A 23,126-nucleotide genomic window follows, 5' to 3' on the forward strand; every position below is an offset into this window, starting at 1 on the left:
TGACACTTTTTTAATCTTCATAATTAATTTTTAATCCTTTTTTGCTGATTATTAGGCTTTCTTAAGTTGATTGAAGTAAGCTTTTTAACATTTTTTTATTAAAAAATAGGAGTAGAAAAAAGTATTCAACAAGCTGATTTGGGGTTTGTTTTATTCTTTGTTATGATTATGTATAACTAAGTTTTGTAGCTTAAAAAAACAGTATTTATCAATGCTATTTTCATCATTTGAATTTAAATAAGCAATTGCATTTAAAATTTATTTTGTAATTTGTAAGCTCAAATAAATTGAAACAATGCCATTGATAAATAAATATTGATAGTATGAAAAATCTAATTTTAGTTCGGCATGCAAAATCAAGTTGGGAAGTCCCAATGCATGATAAAGATCGTGGTTTGACTTGTCAAGGAATGAAAGATGCGCATCTTGTTTCTGCTCATGCTAAAGATTTTATCCCCAAAACGTATATTATTTGGGCCAGTTCTGCAAAAAGAGCAACAGACACAGCGTTAATTTTTGCTCAAAATTTGGCCTATCCTATAGAAAGTATCGTTTACAAAGACGACCTTTATACCTTTGATGAAAAAAAACTGGAGGAAATTATTAAATCATGCAGTAATCTTTTCGAAAGTGTTATTGTTTTCGGACATAATGGTGCCATTACAAATTTTGTTAATAAATTTGGGGATGATTATTTTGATAATATTCCTACAAGCGGTTTTGTATCCTTGAAGTTTGATACCGATGATTGGAAAAAAATTAAAAAAGGTAAAATAAAAAAAACAATATTTCCCAAAGATTTAAGATGAATAAAGTATTAGAATATAAATACATTGACAGAGAAAAAAGTTGGTTAGCTTTCAATGCCAGAGTACTTCAAGAAGCTGGTGATAATTCAGTTCCACTATTAGACAGACTACGATTTTTAGGTATATTTTCGAATAATTTAGATGAATTTTTCAGAGTTCGTTTCGCCGCTATAAGACGATTAAGTCTTACAGGAATCACTGGAGAAAAGTATCTTGGAGGGATTTCTGCTCAGCAATTAGTAAAAGATATAACTGAAATTGTAATCCAACAACAATCAGAAAGTTTACGAATATTAAATATTATTGAAGCTGAACTTGAGACTGAAAATATATTTATTATTACTGAAAATGATATTACAATTGAGCAGGAAATCTTTTTGAAAGACTTTTTTATTCAAAAACTAAGTCCTGAATTAGTAACCATAATTTTGAATGATTTAGCAGAATTCCCAGTGTTGAAAGACACTTCGGGATATTTAGCCATTAAACTGGTTATGAATAAAAATTCTGAAGTTCGTTATGCCGTAATTGAAATTCCAAAAACAATTAACCGTTTTGTTGTTTTACCATCCAATAATGAAAAACATTATATCATACTTCTGGATGATGTGATTAGACATAATTTGAGTAGTATTTTCAATATTTTTGACTACAAAAGTGTTTCTGCACACATGATAAAAATTACCAGAGATGCTCAATTAGACATCGATAGTGATTTAAGCAAAAGTATGATTGAAAAAATATCATTGAGTGTTAAAGATCGTAGAATTGGTGAACCGGTTCGCTTTATTTACGACCAATTAATAGAAGAAGATACCTTGCAATTTTTTCTTGATAAAATGAAAATCGTTTCTACTGACAGTATTATTCCTGGCGGAAGATACCATAACAGACGCGATTACATGAATTTTCCAAACCTGGGTCGATTCGATTTATTATACAAAACCAATGATCCTTTGCCAATTCCTGGATTGAGTCTTGAAGGCAGTATGTTAGAAAAAATAAGCGAAAGAGATTATTTGCTAAATGCTCCATATCAATCCTTTTCATATCTGACAAAGTTTTTGCGTGAAGCGGCATTAGACCCAAAAGTAACTTCAATTAAAATTACTTTATATCGATTGGCCAAAAATTCTCAAATCATTAGTTCTCTAATAAATGCAGCCAAAAACGGAAAAAAAGTAACCGTTCAAATCGAATTGCAAGCTCGTTTTGATGAAGCTTCCAATATTTCGTATGCTGAGCAAATGCAAACAGAAGGCATCGAGTTAATTTTTGGAATAAAAGGACTAAAAGTACACAGTAAAATATGTGTTATTGAAAGAAATGAGAATAATAAAATAAGACGATACGGCTTTATTTCGACAGGGAATTTCAATGAATCTACCGCAAAAGTGTATACAGACGTAACTCTTTTTACGAGTCATCAACAAATTCTGAAAGATATCATGCGAATATTTGAGTTTTTTGACATCAATTATAGAGTACATCGCTACAAACATCTTATTGTTTCCCCGCATTACACCAGAAGCCGATTTATAAAATTAATTGATAGAGAGATTACGCATGCATTAGCAGGAAGAAAAACACATATAAAACTAAAAATGAATAGTTTATCTGATTTTGAAATGATAGATAAATTATACGAAGCCAGTAGAGCAGGAGTGAAAATTCAGCTTGAAGTAAGAGGAATTTGTTCATTGATACCAGGAATTCCAGGAATGAGCGAGAATATCGAAGCAATCAGTATAGTAGATAATTATTTAGAACATTCTAGGATTTATATTTTTGGTAATGCAGGACAAACAGAAGTTTACATTTCTTCAGCTGATTTTATGACCAGAAATCTCGATGGGCGTGTTGAAGTTACCTGTCCAATATACGATCAGGAAATAAAAAATGAGTTAATTGACAACTTCGATATAGGTTGGAAAGGGAATGTAAAAGCCCGTTTTCATTCTTATAAATTAGATAATAAATACAGAGTCCGAAATCATAATCCTGTTTTTAGAGCGCAATTAGAAACTTACAAATACTATCAGAGTAAAGTTGAATTAGAGTCAAAAACGGAAAAAATAGGATAATTATTTGTTCAAGTTTAGTTTAATATTTCAATAATTTTTTGATTTTAGAATTAATAAATAAACCAATTAATTACTAAAAGAATAAACGAATCAAATCCAAAATGATTAAAATAAAAAAATATGCAGCAATCGATATTGGCTCTAATGCCATGCGTTTATTGATTGTGAATATTGTAGAACAAGAAGGAAAAGAGCCGCAGTTTAATAAAAGTTCATTAGTGCGTGTTCCAATTCGTCTTGGCCAAGATGCCTTTACTGTAGGTGAAATTTCTGAAGAGAATTTAGAAAGAATGTGTGATGCTATGAAAGCTTTTAATCTTTTGATGAAGGTGCATAAAGTGGAACGTTATATGGCATTTGCAACCTCAGCTATGCGTGAAGCTTATAATGGTAAGGAAGTTGTAGCTCTGATTAAGAAAAAAGCCGATATAAAAATAGAAATTATAGACGGTAAAAAAGAAGCAGCAATAATTGCTTCAACTGATTTGCATCATTTATTAAAAACGGACCAGACTTATCTTTTTGTAGATGTTGGTGGTGGAAGTACAGAGTTTACCTTATTTTCTAATGGTAAAATGATAAATTCAAGATCATTCAAAGCTGGAACCGTACGTTTACTAAATGATATGGTTTGTGATGTTGTATGGGATGAAATTGAAAAATGGATTAAGACAAATACAGAAGAATACGAAGAAGTTATTCTAATAGGATCTGGCGGAAATATTAATAAGCTGTTCAAGATGTCCGGAAAAATACAAGAAAAACCATTGTCGTATATTTATATGAATTCTCAATACGCTTTCTTGAATTCACTTTCGTATGAACAAAGAATCTCAGAATTAGGTTTGAATCCGGATCGTGCCGATGTTATTATTCCTGCTACAAGAATTTATCTGAATGCCATGAAATGGAGTGGAGCAAGAAATATTTATGTTCCTAAAATTGGACTTTCTGATGGTATTGTAAAAGCGATGTATTACGGTAAAATATAATTTATAGATATGAATAAAAACAGACTTGAGGCATTTAGCGATGGAGTTTTGGCTATCATAATTACTATAATGATACTGGAAATAAAAGTTCCGGAAGGAGCAAATTTCAGTGATTTAATGATGCTTGCGCCTAAATTTTTAAGCTACATATTGAGTTTTGTTTACGTGGGAATTTATTGGAACAATCACCATCATATGCTTCAAAGTGTAACTAAAGTGAATGGTAAAATTCTTTGGGCAAATCTTCATTTGTTATTTTGGTTGTCATTAATTCCGCTATCATCGGGATGGATGGGAGAACACAATTTTGCTAAAGCCACGATTACTTTTTATGGAATTATTCTGTTTTTTTCAGCAATAGCTTTCTGGTTATTGCAAAATATAATTATTGCCAGTGAAGGACAAAAATCTATATTGGCAAAAGCGCTTGGAAACAATTTTAAAGGAAAAATATCGAATCTTTTGTACTTAATCGGAATAGTTATTTCTTTTTTCTATGAATTTATAGCAGCGGCAATTTATATTATCGTTGCAATAATTTGGCTTGTACCCGATAAAAGAATAGAAAAAGTGATTAACTCTAAAGAATAATTACAATCCTTATTTTATAAATTAAGCATCTAAATCTAATCCAAATGTTGTTCGTAAAAGTTCAATATTTGGATTTATTTCATGAAGTCTGTTGTAGCGATCTTGGTCGTTAAAGCTTCTTTTACTTTCAATACTTTCATTCACAATAACCTCAATTGTGATGTCGTGATTGTGCAAATGCCCTTTTAAATGTCCTAAAAGTCCATTCAATTCTTTTTCAAAATCTAATTTAGAACCTTCATTTGGTAATTCAATTGTGATAGCAGTTCCATTTAGTTTAGGATCGTTAATAAGCAATAACGACTCCATAATTTTATAACCTTTATCTCCTAAACGTTGTGCATATTTGTTCCAATGCAGTAACATTTCTGTTTCGGTAAAAGATTCTGTTGGCAAATGTGCCACTTCTTTTACAATTCCTCTGGTACTTTCTTCCAATGCTTTTTTGGCACGGATACTCGATAATGAAAACGCAGAAACCTTAGGTTCGTTAGATTGTGGAATCTCGATTTTTACTATAGGAGTTGAAACAGGAATTGAAGGAGCAACTATAGCTTCCGGTTCTTTTTCTTGAACTGTCGCTGCAATTGGAGTGTTTGCAATACTTTCTATTTTAGCTTTTGGACTTTCTACAATTGAGTAATCGTTCTTTCTAAAATAAGTAGGTGGAATTATATATTGCTCAACTTTTTTTTTTCTCCATCAAAAGTGATAGAGGCAAGTTGCATCAGGCAAAGTTCAACAAGAAGTCGTTGATTTTGGCTGAGTTTATACTTTAAATCACAATCATTTGCAATTTCAATTCCTTTCAAAAGAAAGTCTTGACTGCATTTTTGAGCTTGAATGCCATACATTTGTTGTGCTTGTTCACCAACTTCTAATAAAGATAAAGTTGCGGGCGTTTTAGAAACTAATAAATCTCTAAAATGCGAAGCCAATCCGGATACAAAATGATGGGCATCAAATCCTTTGGCAAGAATATCGTTGAAAGCGATTAGTAAATCTGGAATTTTGTTTTCCAGAATCAAATCGGTGGTATTAATATATGTTTCGTAATCCAACACATTCAAGTTTTCCGTAACGGCCTGACGTGTTAAATCTTTTCCACAAAAAGAAACTACTCGGTCAAAAATAGACAAAGCATCTCGCATCGCACCATCAGCTTTTTGAGCTATGATATGCAAAGCGTCATCTTCAAAGTTTACACCCTGACTGGTAGCTACTTCGGCAAGATGTTCTTTAGCATCTTTTACGGTAATTCTTTTGAAATCAAATATTTGACAACGAGATAAAATCGTTGGAATAATTTTATGTTTTTCGGTCGTAGCCAAAATAAAAATGGCATGTTTTGGCGGTTCTTCCAATGTTTTCAAAAAAGCATTAAAAGCGGCCGAAGACAACATATGAACCTCATCAATAATATACACTTTGTATTGTCCCGTTTGTGGCGGAATACGAACTTGGTCAATTAGATTACGGATATCATCAACGGAATTGTTTGAAGCAGCATCTAATTCGAAAACATTAAAAGCAAAATCTTCATTTGGATCATCATACCCCGGTTGATTTATCTTTCGAGCCAAAATACGGGCGCAAGTTGTTTTACCAACGCCACGAGGTCCTGTGAATAATAATGCCGAAGCTAAGTGATTGCTTTCTATGGCATTCAATAAAGTATTGGTAATGGCTTTTTGTCCTACAACATCTTTAAATGTTTGAGGACGATATTTACGAGCCGATACAACAAATTGTTCCATAGAATTTTTATTCGAAAGCAAATATAGGTTTTAATTTAATGATGAAAAAATTTAAGGATTGAAAGATTTTATAAATTTTCAAATGGTTTTTATATACCAAATTTCCTAGCCCAGATAAAAGTAGAAATCATTATGAGTCGTGGTTCGGCGAATAAGATTGTAACGGATAGCTGGACACGAGCGTAGCGAACAGAAGAATAAATTACTCCTGATAAATTGTAATTTCAAGTGTTTAAAGCTCTTGAAGAATTTAAAAATTTCAATCCCGAAAGTGGATATTCCGAAACTCCTTTTTGTTGTATTAGTACTTTGAATTTCATACCCATATCCATTAATAATCTATAATTTATAAGTGATTCTTGCATGGCTAATGCTACATTATTTGGATTATTATTCAAAGTTGAATTTTGATATTCCTTAATACCAAGTGCTAATAAAAATTCAGCTTGATTCACAATTCCACAAGGCTCTATCCCGTATTGTAAACCCCAATGCGATAAAGCTGAAAAATTTATATGGGTAGTTATGTCTTGTTGACCAATAAACTGATACGGATTGTCGCTTTTATGATGTTTATAATAACACAGGAGTGTCCCGAAACTTCTCCGATTGTTGTATAATTCAGCCGATAATGAACCATAATCGATGGTGATTACATAGCCTTTTTGTAAAGATTGGGAAACTTGTTTTATCCAAGATACGGCTTCCAAATTGACTTCTGTTCGAAATCCTTTAGGCAATTGTACTTTTAATGTTTCGAAATATTGGATAAGTTCAGTCTTTGCAGGTTTTAAAATTTCAATAAAACCTTCTTTGTAATCAACGAACACTTCTTTAAGCTGTTCTTCCATAATTACCTGATGAACAGAAAAATTATCAATCAATTCATTTGATAACACACAGCCATTAATTTTAGGGATATCTTTAATGGAGTTGTACCAGTTTACTTTTTTGCGTAAATGTTTCTTTTGAATCACCCGCATACTGGTACTTTTCTCGATAATGCAGTAGGTTAGGTTCTCATATAAAGGAATATTATTTTCGAGATAATCTAAAATATCATGACACAATAAACCGGTTCCGGCACCATATTCAATAATTTTAAAAGGTTTTTTTTCTAAGTTTTGCCACATTTCTTCGATTTGGCGTCCTATCATTGCGCCAAAATCAGCAGTAAGATTTGCACTGGTGTAAAAATCACCATCTGATCCAATCTTGTTTTGGGCCGAATTATAATATCCTAATTCGGGGTAATACAATGTCATCTCCATAAAATCCCGAAAAGAGATTGGTCCTTGTTTCTTAATCCGCTCTATTATGATTTCGGAAAGTAGCATCGAACTTAAATAATTAAATTTTTTTGAAGTTCTATTTCTTAAAATAAGAAGCTATACAACAATTAGAGTTTGCATTGCCCACTAGATTCGATGCATAATTTTTCCAGAACAAGCGCAGCTTCACTATCTGAATTTGCTGAAAAACCAGCTACAAAAACTCCTTTTTCACCAGAAGCAGCACTGATACCATAAACCACAGATTCTTCTCCGGGGTCAGTATCTCCTTCGTAGCGATACACATGATTTACTTCAAATTTATGTGGATTTGCTTTAATATCATCCTGATGAATATTAAAATCATAGGTAAAACCTTTTTCTTTTAGATCTTCTAAAGCTTCTATAACGGTGGTATAATGGTACGTTGGTTTCATGATTAATGGATGATTAATTGTTATTTATAAAGATAACTATTTTATTACTAAGTCATTGTGAAATGGTTGTTAAAGTAAATAATCTAAAATTGAGATACATGAAAAATTGTTGTAATTTCGCACCGCAGACCGCCTTATCGCCGTTTTGAGCAATCAAGAGGGAGGAAAGTCCGGACACCATAGGGAAGCATAGCGGGTAACTCCCGTCGGTTCGAGTAATCGGATTAGGACAAGTGCAACAGAAAGTATGTACAGGTAATGCTGTAGTGAAACCAGGTAAACTCTATGCGGTGAAATATCAAGTATATCAGCATTTAAGGGCGTCTCGTTCGTTGCTGAAGGGTAGATAGCTTGAGTCTCGAAGTAATTCGGGATCTAGATAAATGATAAGGCTCTGATTTATCGGAGACAGAATCCGGCTTATAGGTCTGCATTTTTTTATTAAACCATTTAATAAAAGTAAGGATTGTGAAATCTAAAAAGAACCATTAAGAAATTAAGTATTATTAAGTCGTAAGGCTTAATTTTCTAAATTTCTTAATGGTTTAATTTTTAAATAGCAGGTATGAAAACAAGAATTGGGATTTTAGGACTCGGTGGAGTAGGTGGTTATTTTGGAGGATTATTAGCCAAAGCTTATTTTGAATCAGATGCTATCGAAATAATATTTATCGCCCGTGGCGAAACCCAAAAAGCAATAGCCCAAAATGGATTGAAAATTATTACTGATACTAAAGAACTAATTGTTTTCCCTAGTTTGGTTTCCAATAATCCAGATGAAATTGGGAAACTCGATTACCTTATTTGTGCGACTAAAACCTATGATATCGAAACCAGTTTTGAATCCATAAAAAATTGTATTACCAAAAACACGATAATCCTACCTTTATATAATGGTGTCGATGCCACGGAACGCATACAAATACTATTTCCTGAAAATACGGTTTTGCAAGGTTGTGTATATATTGTTTCGATGATTGAATCTCCGGGAATTATCAAGAAAATAGGCCTTTATGAAAAACTATTTTTTGGTTCTAAAAATGCTCCGGTTTCTAAGTTGAATGAATTGCAATCCATTTTCGAAAATGCCAATATCGAAAGTTATCTTGTAGAAAATATTGAAGAAACGGTTTGGGAAAAGTTCATTTTTATTTCCGCTTTGGCTTCAGCAACTTCGTATTTAAACCAAAACATAGGAGGAATTTTGAATTATCCTGAAAATAAAGCAGTTTATAGTTCACTGTTAAACGAGATAACTGCTGTCGCTTTTGCAAAAGGGTTAGCGTTGCCTAATGATATTGTTGCTCAAACAATTATCAAACTCGAAAAAACTCCAAAAGATGCTACCTCATCTATGCACAGAGATTTATTGGCAGGAAGAAATACCGAAGTAGTTTCCTTAACAGAATATGTGGTAAAAGCAGGTCTGAAATATGGTGTTGCAACTCCGATCTATCAGATTATTTTAGATGAATTAAGTAGAAATAAAGCTTAATTTTAAAATAAAATTCTGACAAATTAGAATTTAATTATTATGTTTGCTCCCGATATAAATCAAATGATATATCGACAACTTAATAATAATTACACATGCAATTATCAGTATTTAAAAGTGGTGAAGTGGCTCTTGTAGCTCTTTTTATTTTAATGGCAATTTCACACACTTACGCACAAGAAAAACCAGCCGTAGAAAAAAGTCAATTTAAGATAAATGTGTTGCTTCCGGGATTTGTTTACGAACATGGCTTAAGTGATAAAAACACACTTTACTCCGAATTGAGTTCAGGTTACGGATACACATCTAATAGTTTTGGGAAAACCTGGACCTTCTATCCTTATATTAATGAACAGTTTCGTCATTATTATAATTTAGAGAAAAGGGCCGAAAAGGGAAAAGTTACTTCCCATAATTCCGGAGGATTTGTTGCTATGGCCGCTTTATATAATTTCAGATCGATTTCGACGAATGATAACTTTTTACCTGAAAATGCATCGATAACTCTAGCGCCGGTTTGGGGTTTTCAACGAACGTACAAAGGAAATTTTAATCTTGATTTGAATATGGGGGTTGGTTATAATTTTGACAAAAACGACAGTGAATTAGCTGTAGTTTTAAACTTTACTTTGGGTTGGGTAATTGGAAAATAGTTACTTTAAATGGTTAGTAAAAACAGAAAAGCTCTTGTAATTCACAAGAGCTTTTCTGTTTTATATTCTATCAAGATTACTCTTCTTCACCATCGTTTTGGTCTGATTCGTTTTCAGAATCTTCTTTATCACCAGAGCCTATTTCGAAGAAACTAAAAATAGAACCTCCGTAACTTTTTTGGAACGAAAAGTGAATCATGTGATCCAGTTTGGTATATTTTGAATGCTCGATTACCATCATTCCTTCTTCATTAAGCAATTCTTTTTCGAAAACTAATAAGATAATTTTCTCGAAAGTTTTTTGGTCCAAAGCATAAGGTGGATCCGCAAAAATAATATCATAAGACGTTTTGCATCTTTCTAAATACGTGAAAACATCACTTTTTGTGGCGGCAATATTAAAATCATATTCGGCTGCGACTTGCTTGATAAATTTTACACAACCAAAATCACCATCAACAGAAGTGATTGGCGTACTTCCTCTTGAGGCAAATTCGTAACTGATGTTTCCGGTTCCTGCGAATAAATCTAATATTTTAAGTCCTTCAAAACTGAAATGATTGTTCAAAACATTGAATAATGCTTCTTTAGACATATCGGTTGTGGGACGAACGGGCAATCCTTTTGGTGGAAAAATGCGTCTTCCTTTGTATTTTCCTGAAATGATTCTCATGAGTTGAAAAGTATAAAATGATTTCTGTTTTCGGCCTCAGAAAAATAATTGTTCCATCGCAAATCCTCTACATCAATAAGAGAAACGTTGCGAATGTATTTGTAAGCGATTTTATAATAATCACTTTCGGGATCAATATTTCCGATTAGTTCCAATGGGAAGTTTTCGGGATTTAAATTCAATTGTTCGGCAGTAAATAAAATGTAATACAAGAAATCTTCCGGCGTGTTGTAATCAAAAGAATTGAAAAGTAATAATTTTTGGTTCTGAACCACAATGATTTCAAAATGACCAGTATTAATATGTACAAACATTTTTTTCTCATCCTTATTTTTGGAAGCAATCAAAAGTTTTGAAACCAAAATACTGTTGGCATGTTTGTAATCGAAAGCACCAAATTGGTCAATGAAAAAATTATTGATATTCACATACGGAATATACACCGCATTCATTTGATAGTTTGGTATTTCATCAAAAGCGAAAAAATCGGTTTCAAAAACTTTAGTGTTGTATTGCAGATAACTACCTAAAAAGTTTTCGTCAAATAACGGTTCCGGAACAAAAGTAGAAAGGTTGTTATTGTGAATCACTAAAATTTCATCATACGAATCCTTTAATTCTGGATGATCTCTAAAAGCATCGGCAAACAAATCTTCAATTTTTGTGGCTTTGTGAAAGGTCTCAAAATGCACTTCGTTAAAGGAAGTTACTGTACTATTTAGCGTGTCAAAACAACAAAAAGAAAGTCCCGTCAAGGAAACTTGAATGGAAAGTTTTTTATATTTTTTTTCGGCTATGTTCATAATACTATTGATTTTTTCAACAACGCAAACTTACAAATTTTAAAATCAATAACAATATCAATTGCAATTGCAATGGCAAAAATCAATAGTAGTAATTGAAAATTGAAATTGCTATTGGCATTGAAATTGAAAAAACATTCTTTACTTTGCAGTCAAATAATACGAAATGAATTCCTCCCTGTTTTATAGTCTTTTACAAAAAAAGTTCCCTTTTCAACCCACGTATAAACAGGATATTTTTTTTCAAAAAATCGCTATTTTTTTAACCGAAACGGATAATAAAACCATCTTCGTATTAAAAGGATATGCAGGAACGGGAAAAACAACCGTAATTTCTACGATTGTAAACAGCTTATTGGATATCAATAAAAAATATGTTTTGCTGGCGCCAACAGGTCGTGCAGCAAAAGTAATTGCCAATTATTCGAACAAACCGGCTTTTACAATTCATAAAAAAATATATTTTCCCAAGAAATCTTCCGGTGGTGGCGTTTCGTTTACGTTACAACAAAACAAACACAAAAACACGATTTTCATCGTCGATGAAGCTTCGATGATTTCGGATACGAATTCCGATTCTAAGTTATACGAAAATGGTTCCTTATTAGATGATTTGATTTCGTATGTATATTCAGGAATCAATTGCAAAATGATCTTATTGGGAGATACCGCTCAGTTGCCTCCGGTGAATTTAGATATCAGTCCGGCTTTGGACATTCGTACTTTGGGAATGAATTATGATAAGGAAGTGGAACATATAGAATTGGACGAAGTCATGCGTCAAGAAGAAAATTCCGGAATTTTACATAATGCAACTGAACTTCGGGAATTATTAAAAGATTCCTTTATTGATGAATTCAAATTTGATGTCAAGAAATTCAAAGATATTGTTCGGTTGACTGATGGGTATGATATTCAAGATGCCATCAATTCTGCCTACAGTAATTATAGTATTGAAGATACCGCGTTTATTGTTCGTTCCAATAAAAGGGCGAATCAATATAATGAGCAAATCAGAACTAAAATCCTCGATAAAGAAAGCGAACTTTCCACAGGTGATTTTCTGATGGTGGTAAAAAACAATTATTTTTGGTTGAAAGATTCTGATGAAGCTGGTTTTATTGCCAATGGTGATATTATAGAAATATTAGAAATTTTCAATATCAAAGAATTGTACGGTTTTAAGTTTGCCAAAGTAAAAATACGAATGATTGATTACCCCAATCAGATTCCATTTGAAACGGTATTGTTAATGGACACCATAAAAAGTGAATCGCCATCTTTAACCTATGAAGAATCCAATAGATTGTATCAGGAAGTGTTGAAAGATTACGAAGGCGAAACAAAGTACAAACAATTCCAAAAAGTAAAAGCCAACGAATATTTCAATGGTTTACAAGTGAAATTCTCGTATGCCATAACCTGTCATAAATCACAAGGTGGACAATGGAATACCGTTTTTATAGAACAACCGTATTTGCCGGAAGGCATCAATCGAGATTACATTCGCTGGTTGTACACTGCAATGACCCGAGCAAAAAATAAATTATATTTGATAGGTTTTAAAGATGAGAATTTTGTAGAATAATTTTTTTAAATTAAACCATTAAGAAATTTAAGGTTATTAAGCAATTATACTAACACCTTAAAAAACTTAAATTTCTTAATGGTTTAAAAATAAATATTTATTATGAATACATTAAACGACTTACATAAAATTTCTGGCTCTTTTTCGAATACTGAAAAAATGCCGGTGCTGTTTTTGGGACACGGAAGCCCAATGAACGCAATTGAAGAAAATCAGTTTGTGACGGGTTTTCGAAACTTGGCTAAAACGTTACCACAACCAAATGCCATTTTGTGTATTTCGGCGCATTGGTTTACCAAAGGGACAAAGGTTACCGCAATGGAAATGCCACGAACGATTCACGACTTTGGCGGTTTTCCGCAAGCGTTGTTTGATGTGCAATATCATGCAAAAGGAAGTCCGGAATTAGCGATAGAAACCAAACAATTGTTGACTCCGGTAGAAGTTGAGCTGGACGAACATTGGGGTTTGGATCACGGAGCGTGGAGTGTCATTAAACATTTATATCCAGAAGCTAATGTTCCCGTGATTCAGTTGAGTATTGATTATACAAAATCCGGGCAATACCATTTTGAGTTGGCTCAAAAACTAAGCGAGTTGCGTACCAAAGGAATCCTGATTGTAGGCAGCGGTAATATTGTGCATAATTTAAGGTTGGTCGATTTTCAGAATTTCGATAAAGATAATTACGGTTACGATTGGGCAATTGAAGCAAGGGAAACGGTAAACAATTATTTACTGGACGGGAATTTCCAACCCTTGATTGATTTTGAGAAACAGAGTAAAGCGTTTCGATTAGCGATTCCTACTCCGGAACATTATTTACCTTTAATATATACCTTAGGATTAAAAGGAAAATCAGAAGAACTGAGTTTGTTTAATGATAAGTTATTGGCGGGTTCTTTGAGTATGACTTCGGTGAAGATTATGTAGGAGAGATACTAAATAAGTGTGTTTTTTAAAATAATGTATTTCAAATGATTAAATGGTGAAAAAATAATTTTATGAAAAACAATACTATTAGGATTAAATATCTTTTAAAGTTTGGACAGAAACAAGACATGGAAAATCTATTTAATAAAGGAGAAGTTTATATGAATACAATAAAACTATTTCAAGAATTAGACAAACAAGGTGTTGGAGATAAGTTAGAAGGAACTTTTGAAATAAGTAATTTTAAAGAAGGAAAATTGACTTTAGAAATCCCTGATAATCCAATAACTTTAAATCCTAAGAAGATTCAACTTCGAAAAAAATTAAAAGGCCATATTGGAAATATTTACTCTACATATGCTCTTTCAGATAAATTGCTTCAACGCAAAGCAATTCATAGAATTGATAAAAGGATGTTACTTTTTGGAACGCATTGTATTATAATAAAAGATGTTGAAAAATTCATTAGCTCGATTTTGGAAAAGTTAGATGATATAGGATTTTCATATTCGCATAACCTTGTTAAGTATAATGATTACAATAAAAACAATCATGATTTGACTCTTTTTGACAAATCACATACATTAAGTTATCAAAAAGAACATAGAATTATAGTATATACTAAGACGGATGAACCAGTAAAATTTGAGATTGGACCAATGCATGAATATGCTGAAATACATTCTACTGAAGATGTAATTAAAAATGCGATATTTAGATGATAAAGATTAATTGCTTTTTATGAAGATTGTTTTTAACTCTTGTCTAGTTATAAAAAAAGTGCATATTTATACTTAACCCCAAACCAACCCCTCAAAACCAATTATTGTGAAAACACAAGACGATAAAAAATTAGATAATCCGGTTTTGTTTTCGATATCAGAAACGCATCAAAGTTTTGCTGTAGATTATGGCAGTGTAAAATTTTATCATTCTGATTATTGTCCGTTTGGTGGTTTTGAAAAAGGAAATGCGATTGCAAAGTCTATCGATGAATATTCTGAGATAGTTGATAGTTTTTTTATTGTTGGAGAAAAACCAGAACTTTCAAATCTATTAAAGTTAAATAAAGAATTGGTTTGTCTTCAAATGATTGTTTATAATCCAATCGATGTTGCCATTAATGATGCAATCGTAAAACTTACGGATGAACATATTGATGCTTTATATGAGTTAGTGGACTTGGTGCAACCGGGATATTTTAAAAAGAAAACTGCATTATTAGGCAATTATTACGGCATTTTCAAAAATGAGGAGCTTGTTGCCGTAACTGGTGAACGCATGCAAATGAATGATTTTATCGAAGTAAGCGCAGTTGTCACGCATCCCAATCATACCGGAAAAGGATATGCGAAACAATTAGTTGTTCACACTGTAAATGAAATTTTCAAGCAAAATAAAACGCCTTATTTACATGTGATTGAAGACAATAAAGGTGCAATACAATTGTACGAGAAATTGGGTTTTACAATCAGGCGTAAAATTAGTTTTTGGAATATCACCAAGCAAATTTAAGGATTGAGAACAATTTTGTAAATCCTAAAAACATACTAACTTAGCGCTTTAGCAATTCCATATAAAATGAAAATAATAGCAGTCATTCCCGCCCGTTACGCTTCGACACGATTTCCCGCTAAACTATTGCAGGATTTGGGAGGTAAAACGGTCATTTTAAGAACCTATGAAGCAGCCATAAACACACAATTGTTTGATGATGTTTTTGTGGTAACGGATTCGGATTTAATTTATGACGAAATCGTTTCTCACGGTGGAAAAGCTATTCGAAGCATCAAAGAACACGAATCAGGAAGTGATCGAATTGCGGAAGCAGTCGAAAATCTGGACGTTGATATTGTGATTAATGTACAAGGTGACGAACCATTTATTGATGCGGAACCTTTGGCAAAAGTGATTGAAGTTTTTAAAAATGATTTGGATAAAAAAGTAGATTTAGCTTCTTTGATGCGCGAAATCACAAATGAAGACGACATCAATAATCCTAATAATGTAAAAGTGGTGGTGGATCAAAACGGATTTGCATTGTACTTTTCACGTTCGGTAATTCCATATCCAAGAGAGAAAAATGTGGGCGTTCGCTACATGCAACACATCGGGATTTATGCTTTTAGAAAACAAGCTTTATTAGATTTTTATAGTTTACCAATGCAATCTTTGGAGGCATCCGAAAAACTGGAACAATTACGTTATCTTGAATTTGGAAAAAGAATCAAAATGATTGAAACCACTCATGTCGGAATCGGAATTGATACTCCGGAAGATTTAGAAAAAGCCAGGAGAATGATAAAATAAAAAGGCTTTTGTATTAGGCTGTTTTTTCAATAACAATCAACTCATTATGAACTTCAACTCTAGGAATGGTTCTTATTTTAAATTGGTTTTTGTAAAATTCAGATACGTATTTTTTATTTCTTAGATTTTGGCTTTCGTTCAATAACATTGTATTGAAAAGAATAAAACCACGACTTTTTAAAAGAGAACAAATTCTATTGATAAAAAAAGTTTCAAATAGAAAACTAGGCATTGTCGTATCTTGAAAAATATCGATAATAATTAAATCGTATTTGGTTTTGGTTTTTAAAACAAATTCGAAAGCATCATCAATTACAATTTCAAGATTTTTTACTTTATCTAATTTAAAATAGGTGTTGGCTATATTTATTATTTCCGGGTCAATTTCTACTCCAGTGATTTTTCCCTTGTATTTTATTTCATCAACCAAAGTTTTTATGACGCTTCCGCCGGCAACTCCCAAAACTAAAATATGATTCATTGGAACTATTTTTTCATAGCCAATGTTTTTTAATCCTAATCTTAAGATGCGCTGCAAACTGCCATACGAATAATTTGCATTTTCAGAATCTAAAACCAATTCCCCATTTGCCCAAGTCACCTCTATTGATTTACTCAACGAAGATTTGGTTTCATAAATTTTTATTGGAATTAGATAACTGAATATTTTTTTAATCATTGCTGGCAGTTTTACCCAAAAATAAGATATAAATTATTTATTTTGTACTAAATAATAAAGAATGAAGAAACAATTTTACAAATGGATATTTTTCAAGCTTATGGGTTGGAAAATAGTTGGGACAATTGATGCGGATATCAAAAAATGTGTCATGATGGTGATGCCGCATACAAGTGCGCATGATTTTTATTTGGGAATTTTTACCAGAGGAATAACTGGATTAGAAATGAACTGGGTTGGTAAAAAGGAATTGTTTCGTTTTCCTTTCGGATTTTATTTTAGATATATGGGCGGCGAACCATTGGATCGTTCTGGAGGTTTGAACAAAGTCGATTCTATTGCGGCAATTTTCCAAAGAAAGGAAATTTTTCGTTTGGCTGTTGCTCCGGAAGGAACCCGTGAAAAAGTTACGGAACTAAAAACCGGATTTTATTATATTGCTTTGAAAGCAAATGTTCCTATTATTCCTGTAGCTTTTGATTTTGGTAAGAAAGAAGTAAATTTAGGAAATCCAGTTTTTCCTTCTGGCAATATCGAAAGCGATATGACTATTTTAAAAAAACATTTTATAGGTGTTGAAGGTAAAATTCCAGAAAAAGGATATTTATTTTAGCAAAAGTTATAATAGTATTAAAAGGTTAAAACCAAAACTTTGAATTTTCCGTAAATACAATTATATTCTAAAAATGATACACACGAAAAGTTTATTTGTTAGCTGCGCTTTTTTGATGTTGCTTTTCGCTTTGTGCGATAATATGTAAGAGTTGAAGCTAGTGGAATTTCAGTTTTTTGTTTTTAGAAAATAAAATTACAATTTAGTTTTTTTTTTGAATGACCCCAATTTGGAAATCTGAATTGGGGTTATTTTTTTAATCGGGGATATAACTTTTAAAAGTTCCATTTTTATAAAAAATTACGATTTTATCAATTTCATCAGAATGCGATTCTTTGGAGCTATTTTGATTTTCTATTTTTTTTGTTTCCAATGCAGGAATTGGATTTGGAATTTTTATTTCAGAAAATAAATTCTCAGGAATTATTTCAGTAAGCGGAGGAGTAGCAATATTTTGTTTTACTATTTGCTCAACGCTGTTTTCTTTTTTATTAAACTGTTCTGAATTTTTGGGAAAGTTTCCTTTTCCATTCAAAATCCAATACAAATCCACATCGGGGAAAACCTCCAATATTTTAAGTATAAAATCCAAGCTGGGTTTGTTTCTTCCTGAAAGTAGGTGAGACAAACTGGAACGCTGCACGCCAATTTTATCTGCAAAAGAAGAAGCATTCAAACTGTAGTAATCCAGTATAATTTCTAATCTTTTTATAAAATCCTCTATGTTTACCATTGTAAATTAATATTAAAAATTAACTATTTACAAATGTAATCAAAATAGATTGAAACACCAAAATTACAAGTGTAAATAGTATTTATTACAATAAATAATGTAAAGTGTAAAATGATGTGAATGCATATAACTATTTGATAAATAAACACATAATTTATATTATAAAAACAGATAACAATTGTCAATTATAGGAACTAGGTTTACTACGACTAAACGCTAAATACTGTTTACATCATTGAAATTTATGAATTATAAATAGTTTACAAATGTAAATACAAAGATGTTTACTTTTGTAAATCAAATAAAACAGCATGAATTTAGAACAGTTATTCAGTCAATATAAAGAAGAATCTATTCGAGGTCGTTACATTACTTTAGATTCGATTGAGCCATTATTACAAAAATTAAACACCAATAATCAACTAAGTATTATTGGTAAATCGGTTCTTGGAAAATCTATTTATTCGTATGAAATCGGAGCAGGTAAAACAAGAATTTTTCTTTGGTCACAAATGCATGGAAATGAAAGTACAACTACAAAAGCGTTGTTTGACTTTTTAAATGTATTGCATAGTGGTTCTGAATTGGCTCAAAAATTACTAAATACATTTACTTTTTGTAGTATTCCTATGTTGAATCCGGATGGCGCAACATTATATACAAGGGAGAATGCTAATAAAATTGATTTAAATCGTGATTCGCAAGATCTCACACAGCCAGAAAGCAAGCTTTTAAGAGAGACTTTCGAGACTTTTAAGCCGGATTATTGCTTTAATCTTCATGATCAGCGTACTATTTTTGGCGTAAGCGATACAGGTAAACCTGCTACATTGTCGTTTTTGGCGCCTTCTTATAATGAAGAACGGGAAATAAACGAGTCTAGATTGAAAGCTATCAATTTGATTGCGAGTATAAATGAAGAACTTAAGGAATATTTACCAAATCAAATTGGTCGTTTTGATGATTCGTTTAATATAAACTGTATTGGAGATACGTTTCAGTATTTAGGAGTGCCTACTTTATTGTTTGAAGCCGGGCATTTTGCAAATGATTATGAAAGAGAAGAAACGCGTAAATATGTTTTTATGGCGCTAATTTCGAGTTTTACGTCACTTTGCGAAAACGTTATAGTTAGCAACGGAATTAATAAATATTTGAATATTCCTCAAAATAAAGTCGTTTTTTATGATTTTATGTATAAAAACATCAAAATAAATTATGATGGTATCGAAATAATCACCAATTTTGCATCACAATACAAAGAGGAGTTAATTGAAAATCGGGTTTGTTTTAATGCCTATGTTTCACAAATAGGGGATTTAGAAAATTATTTCGGTCATTTTGAATACGATGCTAAAGGAGCTTTATATAAAGATGATTTTGATAATATTCCTAAATTGAATCAAAAAGCTGATTTTTATTTAGATAATAACATAAAAGTTGTTAACGGAATGATAAAAATATAATATTTATGTCTTTTTGTTGTTTTTATGTATATTTTTATACTTTGTTATAGCAATTAATAATATTAATTTAAGAATTATGAGTAAATTTCGTTTAGATGAAGTAGATCACCAGATTTTAGATATGTTGATAGACAATACAAGAGTTCCTTTTACGGATATTGCAAAAAAATTATTGATTTCTGCAGGAACTGTTCATGTCAGAGTAAAAAAAATGGAGGATGCCGGTATTATCATGGGATCTTCATTGGTTCTTGATTATGATAAATTAGGATATTCTTTTATCGCTTATGTTGGTGTTTTTCTAAACAATACCTCTCAAACAAAATTTGTTTTAGAGCGGATTAATGAAATTCCTTTTGTGACAGTAGCTTCTGTTACTACAGGGAAATTCAATATCTTTTGTAAAATTAGAGCTAAAGATACTAAGCATGCAAAGGACGTTATCTTTATGATTGATGATATTGACGGTGTTTACAGAACTGAAACTATGATCTCACTTGAGGAAAGCATAAATGATAAGAAGCGCTTGATGCATACTATTTTTAAAAATATGTAATTAATCTTGAATACGCTATATTATAAATATAACCTCAAGTTAATTCTTGGGGTTTTTTTATGACAAATTAACTAACTAAACCAACTACAACTGATTATGTACACGCTACCAAAAATTGAACGTTTCAATCAGGACGTTCTTTCTAAATACCACATTTACAATAGTGTTTTTATAACATTACCCTTTGATTCTATTGATAATACAGGGGTTTTGCTGCCTTTATTTACAGATGTTTGTGAAATCGGTTTCAAAAAACAGGAAACACCTAAGGAAATTGTCGATTTTTTTGCCAAAAGATATTTGCAAAGCGCTTCAGAGACAGAGAAAATTGATTTAATGTTTCGTTTTATTCAATATATCGAGCGTCAAATTGTATTGTTTGATGCCATTGAGGACGCTGCTTTTCCAGTTGTTAATAACATGGAAGGAAGAGGTTCGTTGAGAGATATCAAGGAAAAGTCAGATGCAAAAGACAAGAAAGAAGAATTGATTGATTTTCTGGAAGATTTCAATGTGAGAACGGTTTTGACTGCGCATCCTACGCAATTTTATCCTGGTGCTGTTCTTGGGATTATCAATGATTTGACAGAAGCTATTCGAAAAAATAACTTACTGGATATTAAGCAATTGTTGGCTCAATTAGGTAAGACGCCTTTTATTCAAAACGAAAAACCAAATCCTTTTGATGAAGCAGTTAGTTTAATCTGGTATCTTGAAAATGTATTTTATCAAACTTCTGGAGAGATGGTGCATTACCTTCAAAAGAATATATATAATGGTGACTCCATAAAAAATCCATTGATTAAACTTGGATTTTGGCCAGGTGGTGATCGTGATGGAAATCCTTTTGTGACAACGGAGATAACTTTGAAGGTGGCGGAACGTTTGCGAACGTCTATTTTAAAGTGCTATTACGTAGAAATGAGAAATTTAAAAAGAAAATTAACTTTCTCAGGTGTAGATACTTTGGTAACCGAATTGGAACAAAAACTTTACAGGTCTGTTTTTTATTCTAAAGGTGAAATTTTTATCACTTTGAATGAATTTAAATCGCAATTGAATAAAATAAAACAAATTGTTATAGACCAACACCAGTCTTTATATCTGGATGAATTAGATGCGCTTTTGATAAAAGTTAATCTTTTTGGTTTTCACTTTGCGTCTTTAGATATTCGTCAAAATAGTAAAATACACGATACCGTTTTTAAAGACGTAGTAGGATTGTATTCAAATTCGAATACATTAGTTTTTCCTAAAAATTATTATGAGCTTTCTGAAGAAGAGAAATTTTCTGTATTATCTAAGGTTAAAGGTAATCTTGACCCGATTGTATTTGAAAATGAGATGACGAGATCTACAATTGAGTCGATTCAAGCCATAAAAACGATTCAAGAAAACAATGGGGAATTTGGTGCAAACCGTTATATAATAAGTAATAACGAAAGTGCGCTTAATGTGATGGAGACTTTTGCGTTATTCCGTTTGAGTAATTGGGAAAATCCATCCGTTGATATTATTCCGCTTTTTGAATCTGTTGATGATTTGCAAAACGCGCATGAAATCATGGAAAAATTATATACAAATCCTGCTTATGCGAAACATTTGACCAATAGAAACAACAAGCAAACAATCATGCTTGGTTTTTCTGACGGGACTAAAGATGGCGGATATTTAATGGCCAATTGGAGTATTTACAAGGCAAAAGAGGAGCTTACTGCAATCTCCAGAAAATATGGTATAAAAGCAATTTTCTTTGATGGTCGTGGTGGACCGCCAGCTCGTGGTGGTGGAAAAACACATAAATTCTATGCTTCATTAGGTCCAAACATTGAAAATAACGAGATTCAGGTTACGGTACAGGGACAAACGATTAGTTCTAATTTTGGGACTTTAGATTCTTGTCGTTATAACTTGGAGAATTTGTTAAGCGCTGGTGTAACCAATCAGGTCTTTAGTAAAGGACAAAATGAGTTGACTGTTAATGAAAAAGATATTTTAGATCAATTAGCAGGTTTAGGATATGAAAAGTATTTGAGTTTTAAAAATCATCCTAAATTTATTCCGTATTTAGAGCAAATGAGTACGTTGAAGTATTATGCTAAAACAAATATTGGAAGCCGACCATCTAAAAGAAGTAAATCAGAGCATTTAGATTTTGCTGATTTACGTGCGATTCCTTTTGTGGGTTCTTGGAGTCAGTTGAAGCAAAATGTACCCGGATTTTTTGGAGTAGGTACTGCTTTAAAGCATTTTGAAGATACGGATCAATGGAATAAAGTTCAAGATTTATATGATAATTCTTTGTTCTTTAAAACCTTGTTAGAAAACAGTATGATGTCATTGGCAAAATCATTTTTTCCATTAACGGCTTACATGAAAAAAGATCCTCAATTTGGGGCTTTTTGGCAAATAATTTATGACGAATTTTTAGAAACAAAAAGATTGCTTTTGAAAATTGCCGGTCATAAAGAGCTTATGGAAAATTACCCTGATGGTAAAGCATCAATACAAATAAGAGAGCGTATAGTATTGCCATTGTTGACAATACAACAATATGCATTACTTCGTATAAATGAATTAAACAAAGAGGATAAGCCAGATGAAGCTTTAATAAAAGTATACGAAAAAATCGTTACCCGTTCTCTTTTTGGAAACACAAATGCCAGTAGAAATTCAGCTTAAT

At 31.9% G+C, this 23,126-nt stretch carries 24 protein-coding genes and 1 other RNA gene; 17 read left to right on the forward strand and 8 right to left on the reverse strand.

What is annotated here, in order from left to right; genetic code table 11:
- Positions 1–323: 323 nt before the first annotated feature.
- The 4 genes from C8C87_RS06185 (at position 324) to C8C87_RS06200 (ending at position 4,476) form a co-directional block, all read left to right on the forward strand.
- Positions 324–809, forward strand: a complete 486-nt coding sequence (locus C8C87_RS06185; protein WP_099715624.1) for a histidine phosphatase family protein — start codon at positions 324–326, stop codon at positions 807–809.
- Positions 806–2,893, forward strand: coding sequence for a polyphosphate kinase 1 (gene ppk1, locus C8C87_RS06190; RefSeq protein WP_121341983.1), 2,088 nt, complete (start codon positions 806–808; stop codon positions 2,891–2,893). The genes C8C87_RS06185 and ppk1 overlap by 4 nt, the downstream gene beginning before the upstream one ends.
- Positions 2,894–2,994: 101 nt before the next feature.
- A complete protein-coding gene (locus tag C8C87_RS06195) occupies positions 2,995–3,885 on the forward strand; it encodes a Ppx/GppA phosphatase family protein (RefSeq protein ID WP_099715622.1) in 891 nt (296 codons plus the stop codon).
- 9 nt (positions 3,886–3,894) lie between these two features.
- Positions 3,895–4,476, forward strand: coding sequence for a TMEM175 family protein (locus tag C8C87_RS06200; protein WP_121341984.1), 582 nt, complete (start codon positions 3,895–3,897; stop codon positions 4,474–4,476).
- A 21-nt stretch (positions 4,477–4,497) separates the two neighbouring features.
- Here C8C87_RS06200 and C8C87_RS06205 read toward each other — a convergent pair whose 3' ends face one another.
- A complete protein-coding gene (locus C8C87_RS06205) occupies positions 4,498–4,914 on the reverse strand; it encodes a DNA polymerase III subunit gamma/tau (protein ID WP_233206906.1) in 417 nt (138 codons plus the stop codon).
- A 7-nt stretch (positions 4,915–4,921) separates the two neighbouring features.
- Between C8C87_RS06205 and C8C87_RS15945 the strand changes: the two genes are divergently transcribed.
- Positions 4,922–5,050 (forward strand): hypothetical protein, encoded by a 129-nt coding sequence (locus C8C87_RS15945; RefSeq protein WP_255415456.1) that lies wholly within the window; start codon positions 4,922–4,924, stop codon positions 5,048–5,050.
- Between the two features lie 97 nt (positions 5,051–5,147).
- On the opposite strand, the gene dnaX is transcribed toward C8C87_RS15945, so the two are convergent.
- From dnaX to C8C87_RS06220, 3 genes are all read right to left on the reverse strand, one after another.
- Entirely contained in the window at positions 5,148–6,233 is a 1,086-nt protein-coding gene (gene dnaX, locus C8C87_RS06210; RefSeq protein WP_121341985.1) for a DNA polymerase III subunit gamma/tau, read from the reverse strand.
- A gap of 224 nt (positions 6,234–6,457) precedes the next feature.
- Positions 6,458–7,570 (reverse strand): class I SAM-dependent methyltransferase, encoded by a 1,113-nt coding sequence (locus C8C87_RS06215; protein ID WP_121341986.1) that lies wholly within the window; start codon positions 7,568–7,570, stop codon positions 6,458–6,460.
- Between the two features lie 62 nt (positions 7,571–7,632).
- Positions 7,633–7,941: a hypothetical protein gene (locus C8C87_RS06220; protein WP_099715618.1), complete on the reverse strand. Its 309-nt coding sequence runs from the start codon at positions 7,939–7,941 to the stop codon at positions 7,633–7,635.
- Positions 7,942–8,062: 121 nt separating this feature from the next.
- Between C8C87_RS06220 and rnpB the strand changes: the two genes are divergently transcribed.
- The 3 genes from rnpB (at position 8,063) to C8C87_RS06235 (ending at position 10,089) form a co-directional block, all read left to right on the forward strand.
- An RNA gene (gene rnpB / locus C8C87_RS06225) (RNase P RNA component class A) lies at positions 8,063–8,380 on the forward strand.
- A gap of 126 nt (positions 8,381–8,506) precedes the next feature.
- Positions 8,507–9,436, forward strand: a complete 930-nt coding sequence (locus C8C87_RS06230; protein ID WP_121341987.1) for a ketopantoate reductase family protein — start codon at positions 8,507–8,509, stop codon at positions 9,434–9,436.
- A 95-nt stretch (positions 9,437–9,531) separates the two neighbouring features.
- The gene (locus C8C87_RS06235) at positions 9,532–10,089 is read left to right on the forward strand and encodes a hypothetical protein (RefSeq protein ID WP_121341988.1); all 558 of its coding nucleotides are present in this window, start codon (positions 9,532–9,534) and stop codon (positions 10,087–10,089) included.
- Between the two features lie 76 nt (positions 10,090–10,165).
- On the opposite strand, the gene C8C87_RS06240 is transcribed toward C8C87_RS06235, so the two are convergent.
- Positions 10,166–10,762: an RsmD family RNA methyltransferase gene (locus C8C87_RS06240; protein ID WP_121341989.1), complete on the reverse strand. Its 597-nt coding sequence runs from the start codon at positions 10,760–10,762 to the stop codon at positions 10,166–10,168.
- Entirely contained in the window at positions 10,759–11,565 is an 807-nt protein-coding gene (locus C8C87_RS06245) for a DUF3822 family protein (protein WP_121341990.1), read from the reverse strand. Before C8C87_RS06245 ends, C8C87_RS06240 begins: the two co-directional genes overlap by 4 nt.
- Positions 11,566–11,731: 166 nt before the next feature.
- Between C8C87_RS06245 and C8C87_RS06250 the strand changes: the two genes are divergently transcribed.
- The 5 genes from C8C87_RS06250 to kdsB all read left to right on the forward strand — a co-directional run bounded on the left by C8C87_RS06250 (position 11,732) and on the right by kdsB (position 16,396).
- Entirely contained in the window at positions 11,732–13,153 is a 1,422-nt protein-coding gene (locus C8C87_RS06250) for an ATP-dependent RecD-like DNA helicase (protein WP_121341991.1), read from the forward strand.
- 102 nt (positions 13,154–13,255) lie between these two features.
- Entirely contained in the window at positions 13,256–14,086 is an 831-nt protein-coding gene (ygiD, locus tag C8C87_RS06255) for a 4,5-DOPA dioxygenase extradiol (protein WP_121341992.1), read from the forward strand.
- 71 nt (positions 14,087–14,157) lie between these two features.
- Positions 14,158–14,808, forward strand: coding sequence for a hypothetical protein (locus C8C87_RS06260; RefSeq protein ID WP_121341993.1), 651 nt, complete (start codon positions 14,158–14,160; stop codon positions 14,806–14,808).
- Between the two features lie 106 nt (positions 14,809–14,914).
- Entirely contained in the window at positions 14,915–15,601 is a 687-nt protein-coding gene (locus C8C87_RS06265; RefSeq protein WP_121341994.1) for a GNAT family N-acetyltransferase, read from the forward strand.
- Between the two features lie 66 nt (positions 15,602–15,667).
- Positions 15,668–16,396: a 3-deoxy-manno-octulosonate cytidylyltransferase gene (kdsB, locus tag C8C87_RS06270; RefSeq protein ID WP_121341995.1), complete on the forward strand. Its 729-nt coding sequence runs from the start codon at positions 15,668–15,670 to the stop codon at positions 16,394–16,396.
- A 13-nt stretch (positions 16,397–16,409) separates the two neighbouring features.
- Here kdsB and C8C87_RS06275 read toward each other — a convergent pair whose 3' ends face one another.
- Positions 16,410–17,075, reverse strand: a complete 666-nt coding sequence (locus C8C87_RS06275) for a spermidine synthase (protein ID WP_121341996.1) — start codon at positions 17,073–17,075, stop codon at positions 16,410–16,412.
- Between the two features lie 61 nt (positions 17,076–17,136).
- Here C8C87_RS06275 and C8C87_RS06280 point away from each other — a divergent pair, with 61 nt between their 5' ends.
- Positions 17,137–17,688, forward strand: coding sequence for a 1-acyl-sn-glycerol-3-phosphate acyltransferase (locus tag C8C87_RS06280; protein WP_121341997.1), 552 nt, complete (start codon positions 17,137–17,139; stop codon positions 17,686–17,688).
- A gap of 256 nt (positions 17,689–17,944) precedes the next feature.
- On the opposite strand, the gene C8C87_RS06285 is transcribed toward C8C87_RS06280, so the two are convergent.
- Positions 17,945–18,421 (reverse strand): helix-turn-helix transcriptional regulator, encoded by a 477-nt coding sequence (locus C8C87_RS06285; protein ID WP_121341998.1) that lies wholly within the window; start codon positions 18,419–18,421, stop codon positions 17,945–17,947.
- Between the two features lie 311 nt (positions 18,422–18,732).
- Between C8C87_RS06285 and C8C87_RS06290 the strand changes: the two genes are divergently transcribed.
- From C8C87_RS06290 to C8C87_RS06300, 3 genes are all read left to right on the forward strand, one after another.
- Complete coding sequence (locus tag C8C87_RS06290) at positions 18,733–19,887, forward strand: M14 metallopeptidase family protein (RefSeq protein ID WP_121341999.1); 1,155 nt, start codon at positions 18,733–18,735, stop codon at positions 19,885–19,887.
- A 76-nt stretch (positions 19,888–19,963) separates the two neighbouring features.
- Positions 19,964–20,443, forward strand: coding sequence for an Lrp/AsnC family transcriptional regulator (locus tag C8C87_RS06295; protein WP_072943262.1), 480 nt, complete (start codon positions 19,964–19,966; stop codon positions 20,441–20,443).
- A 96-nt stretch (positions 20,444–20,539) separates the two neighbouring features.
- Entirely contained in the window at positions 20,540–23,125 is a 2,586-nt protein-coding gene (locus C8C87_RS06300) for a phosphoenolpyruvate carboxylase (protein WP_121342000.1), read from the forward strand.
- The last annotated feature ends 1 nt before the right edge of the window (position 23,126 follow it).

Origin of the sequence: Flavobacterium sp. 120 (assembly GCF_003633605.1) — a bacterium.
Classification (GTDB): Bacteria; Bacteroidota; Bacteroidia; order Flavobacteriales; family Flavobacteriaceae; genus Flavobacterium; species Flavobacterium algoritolerans.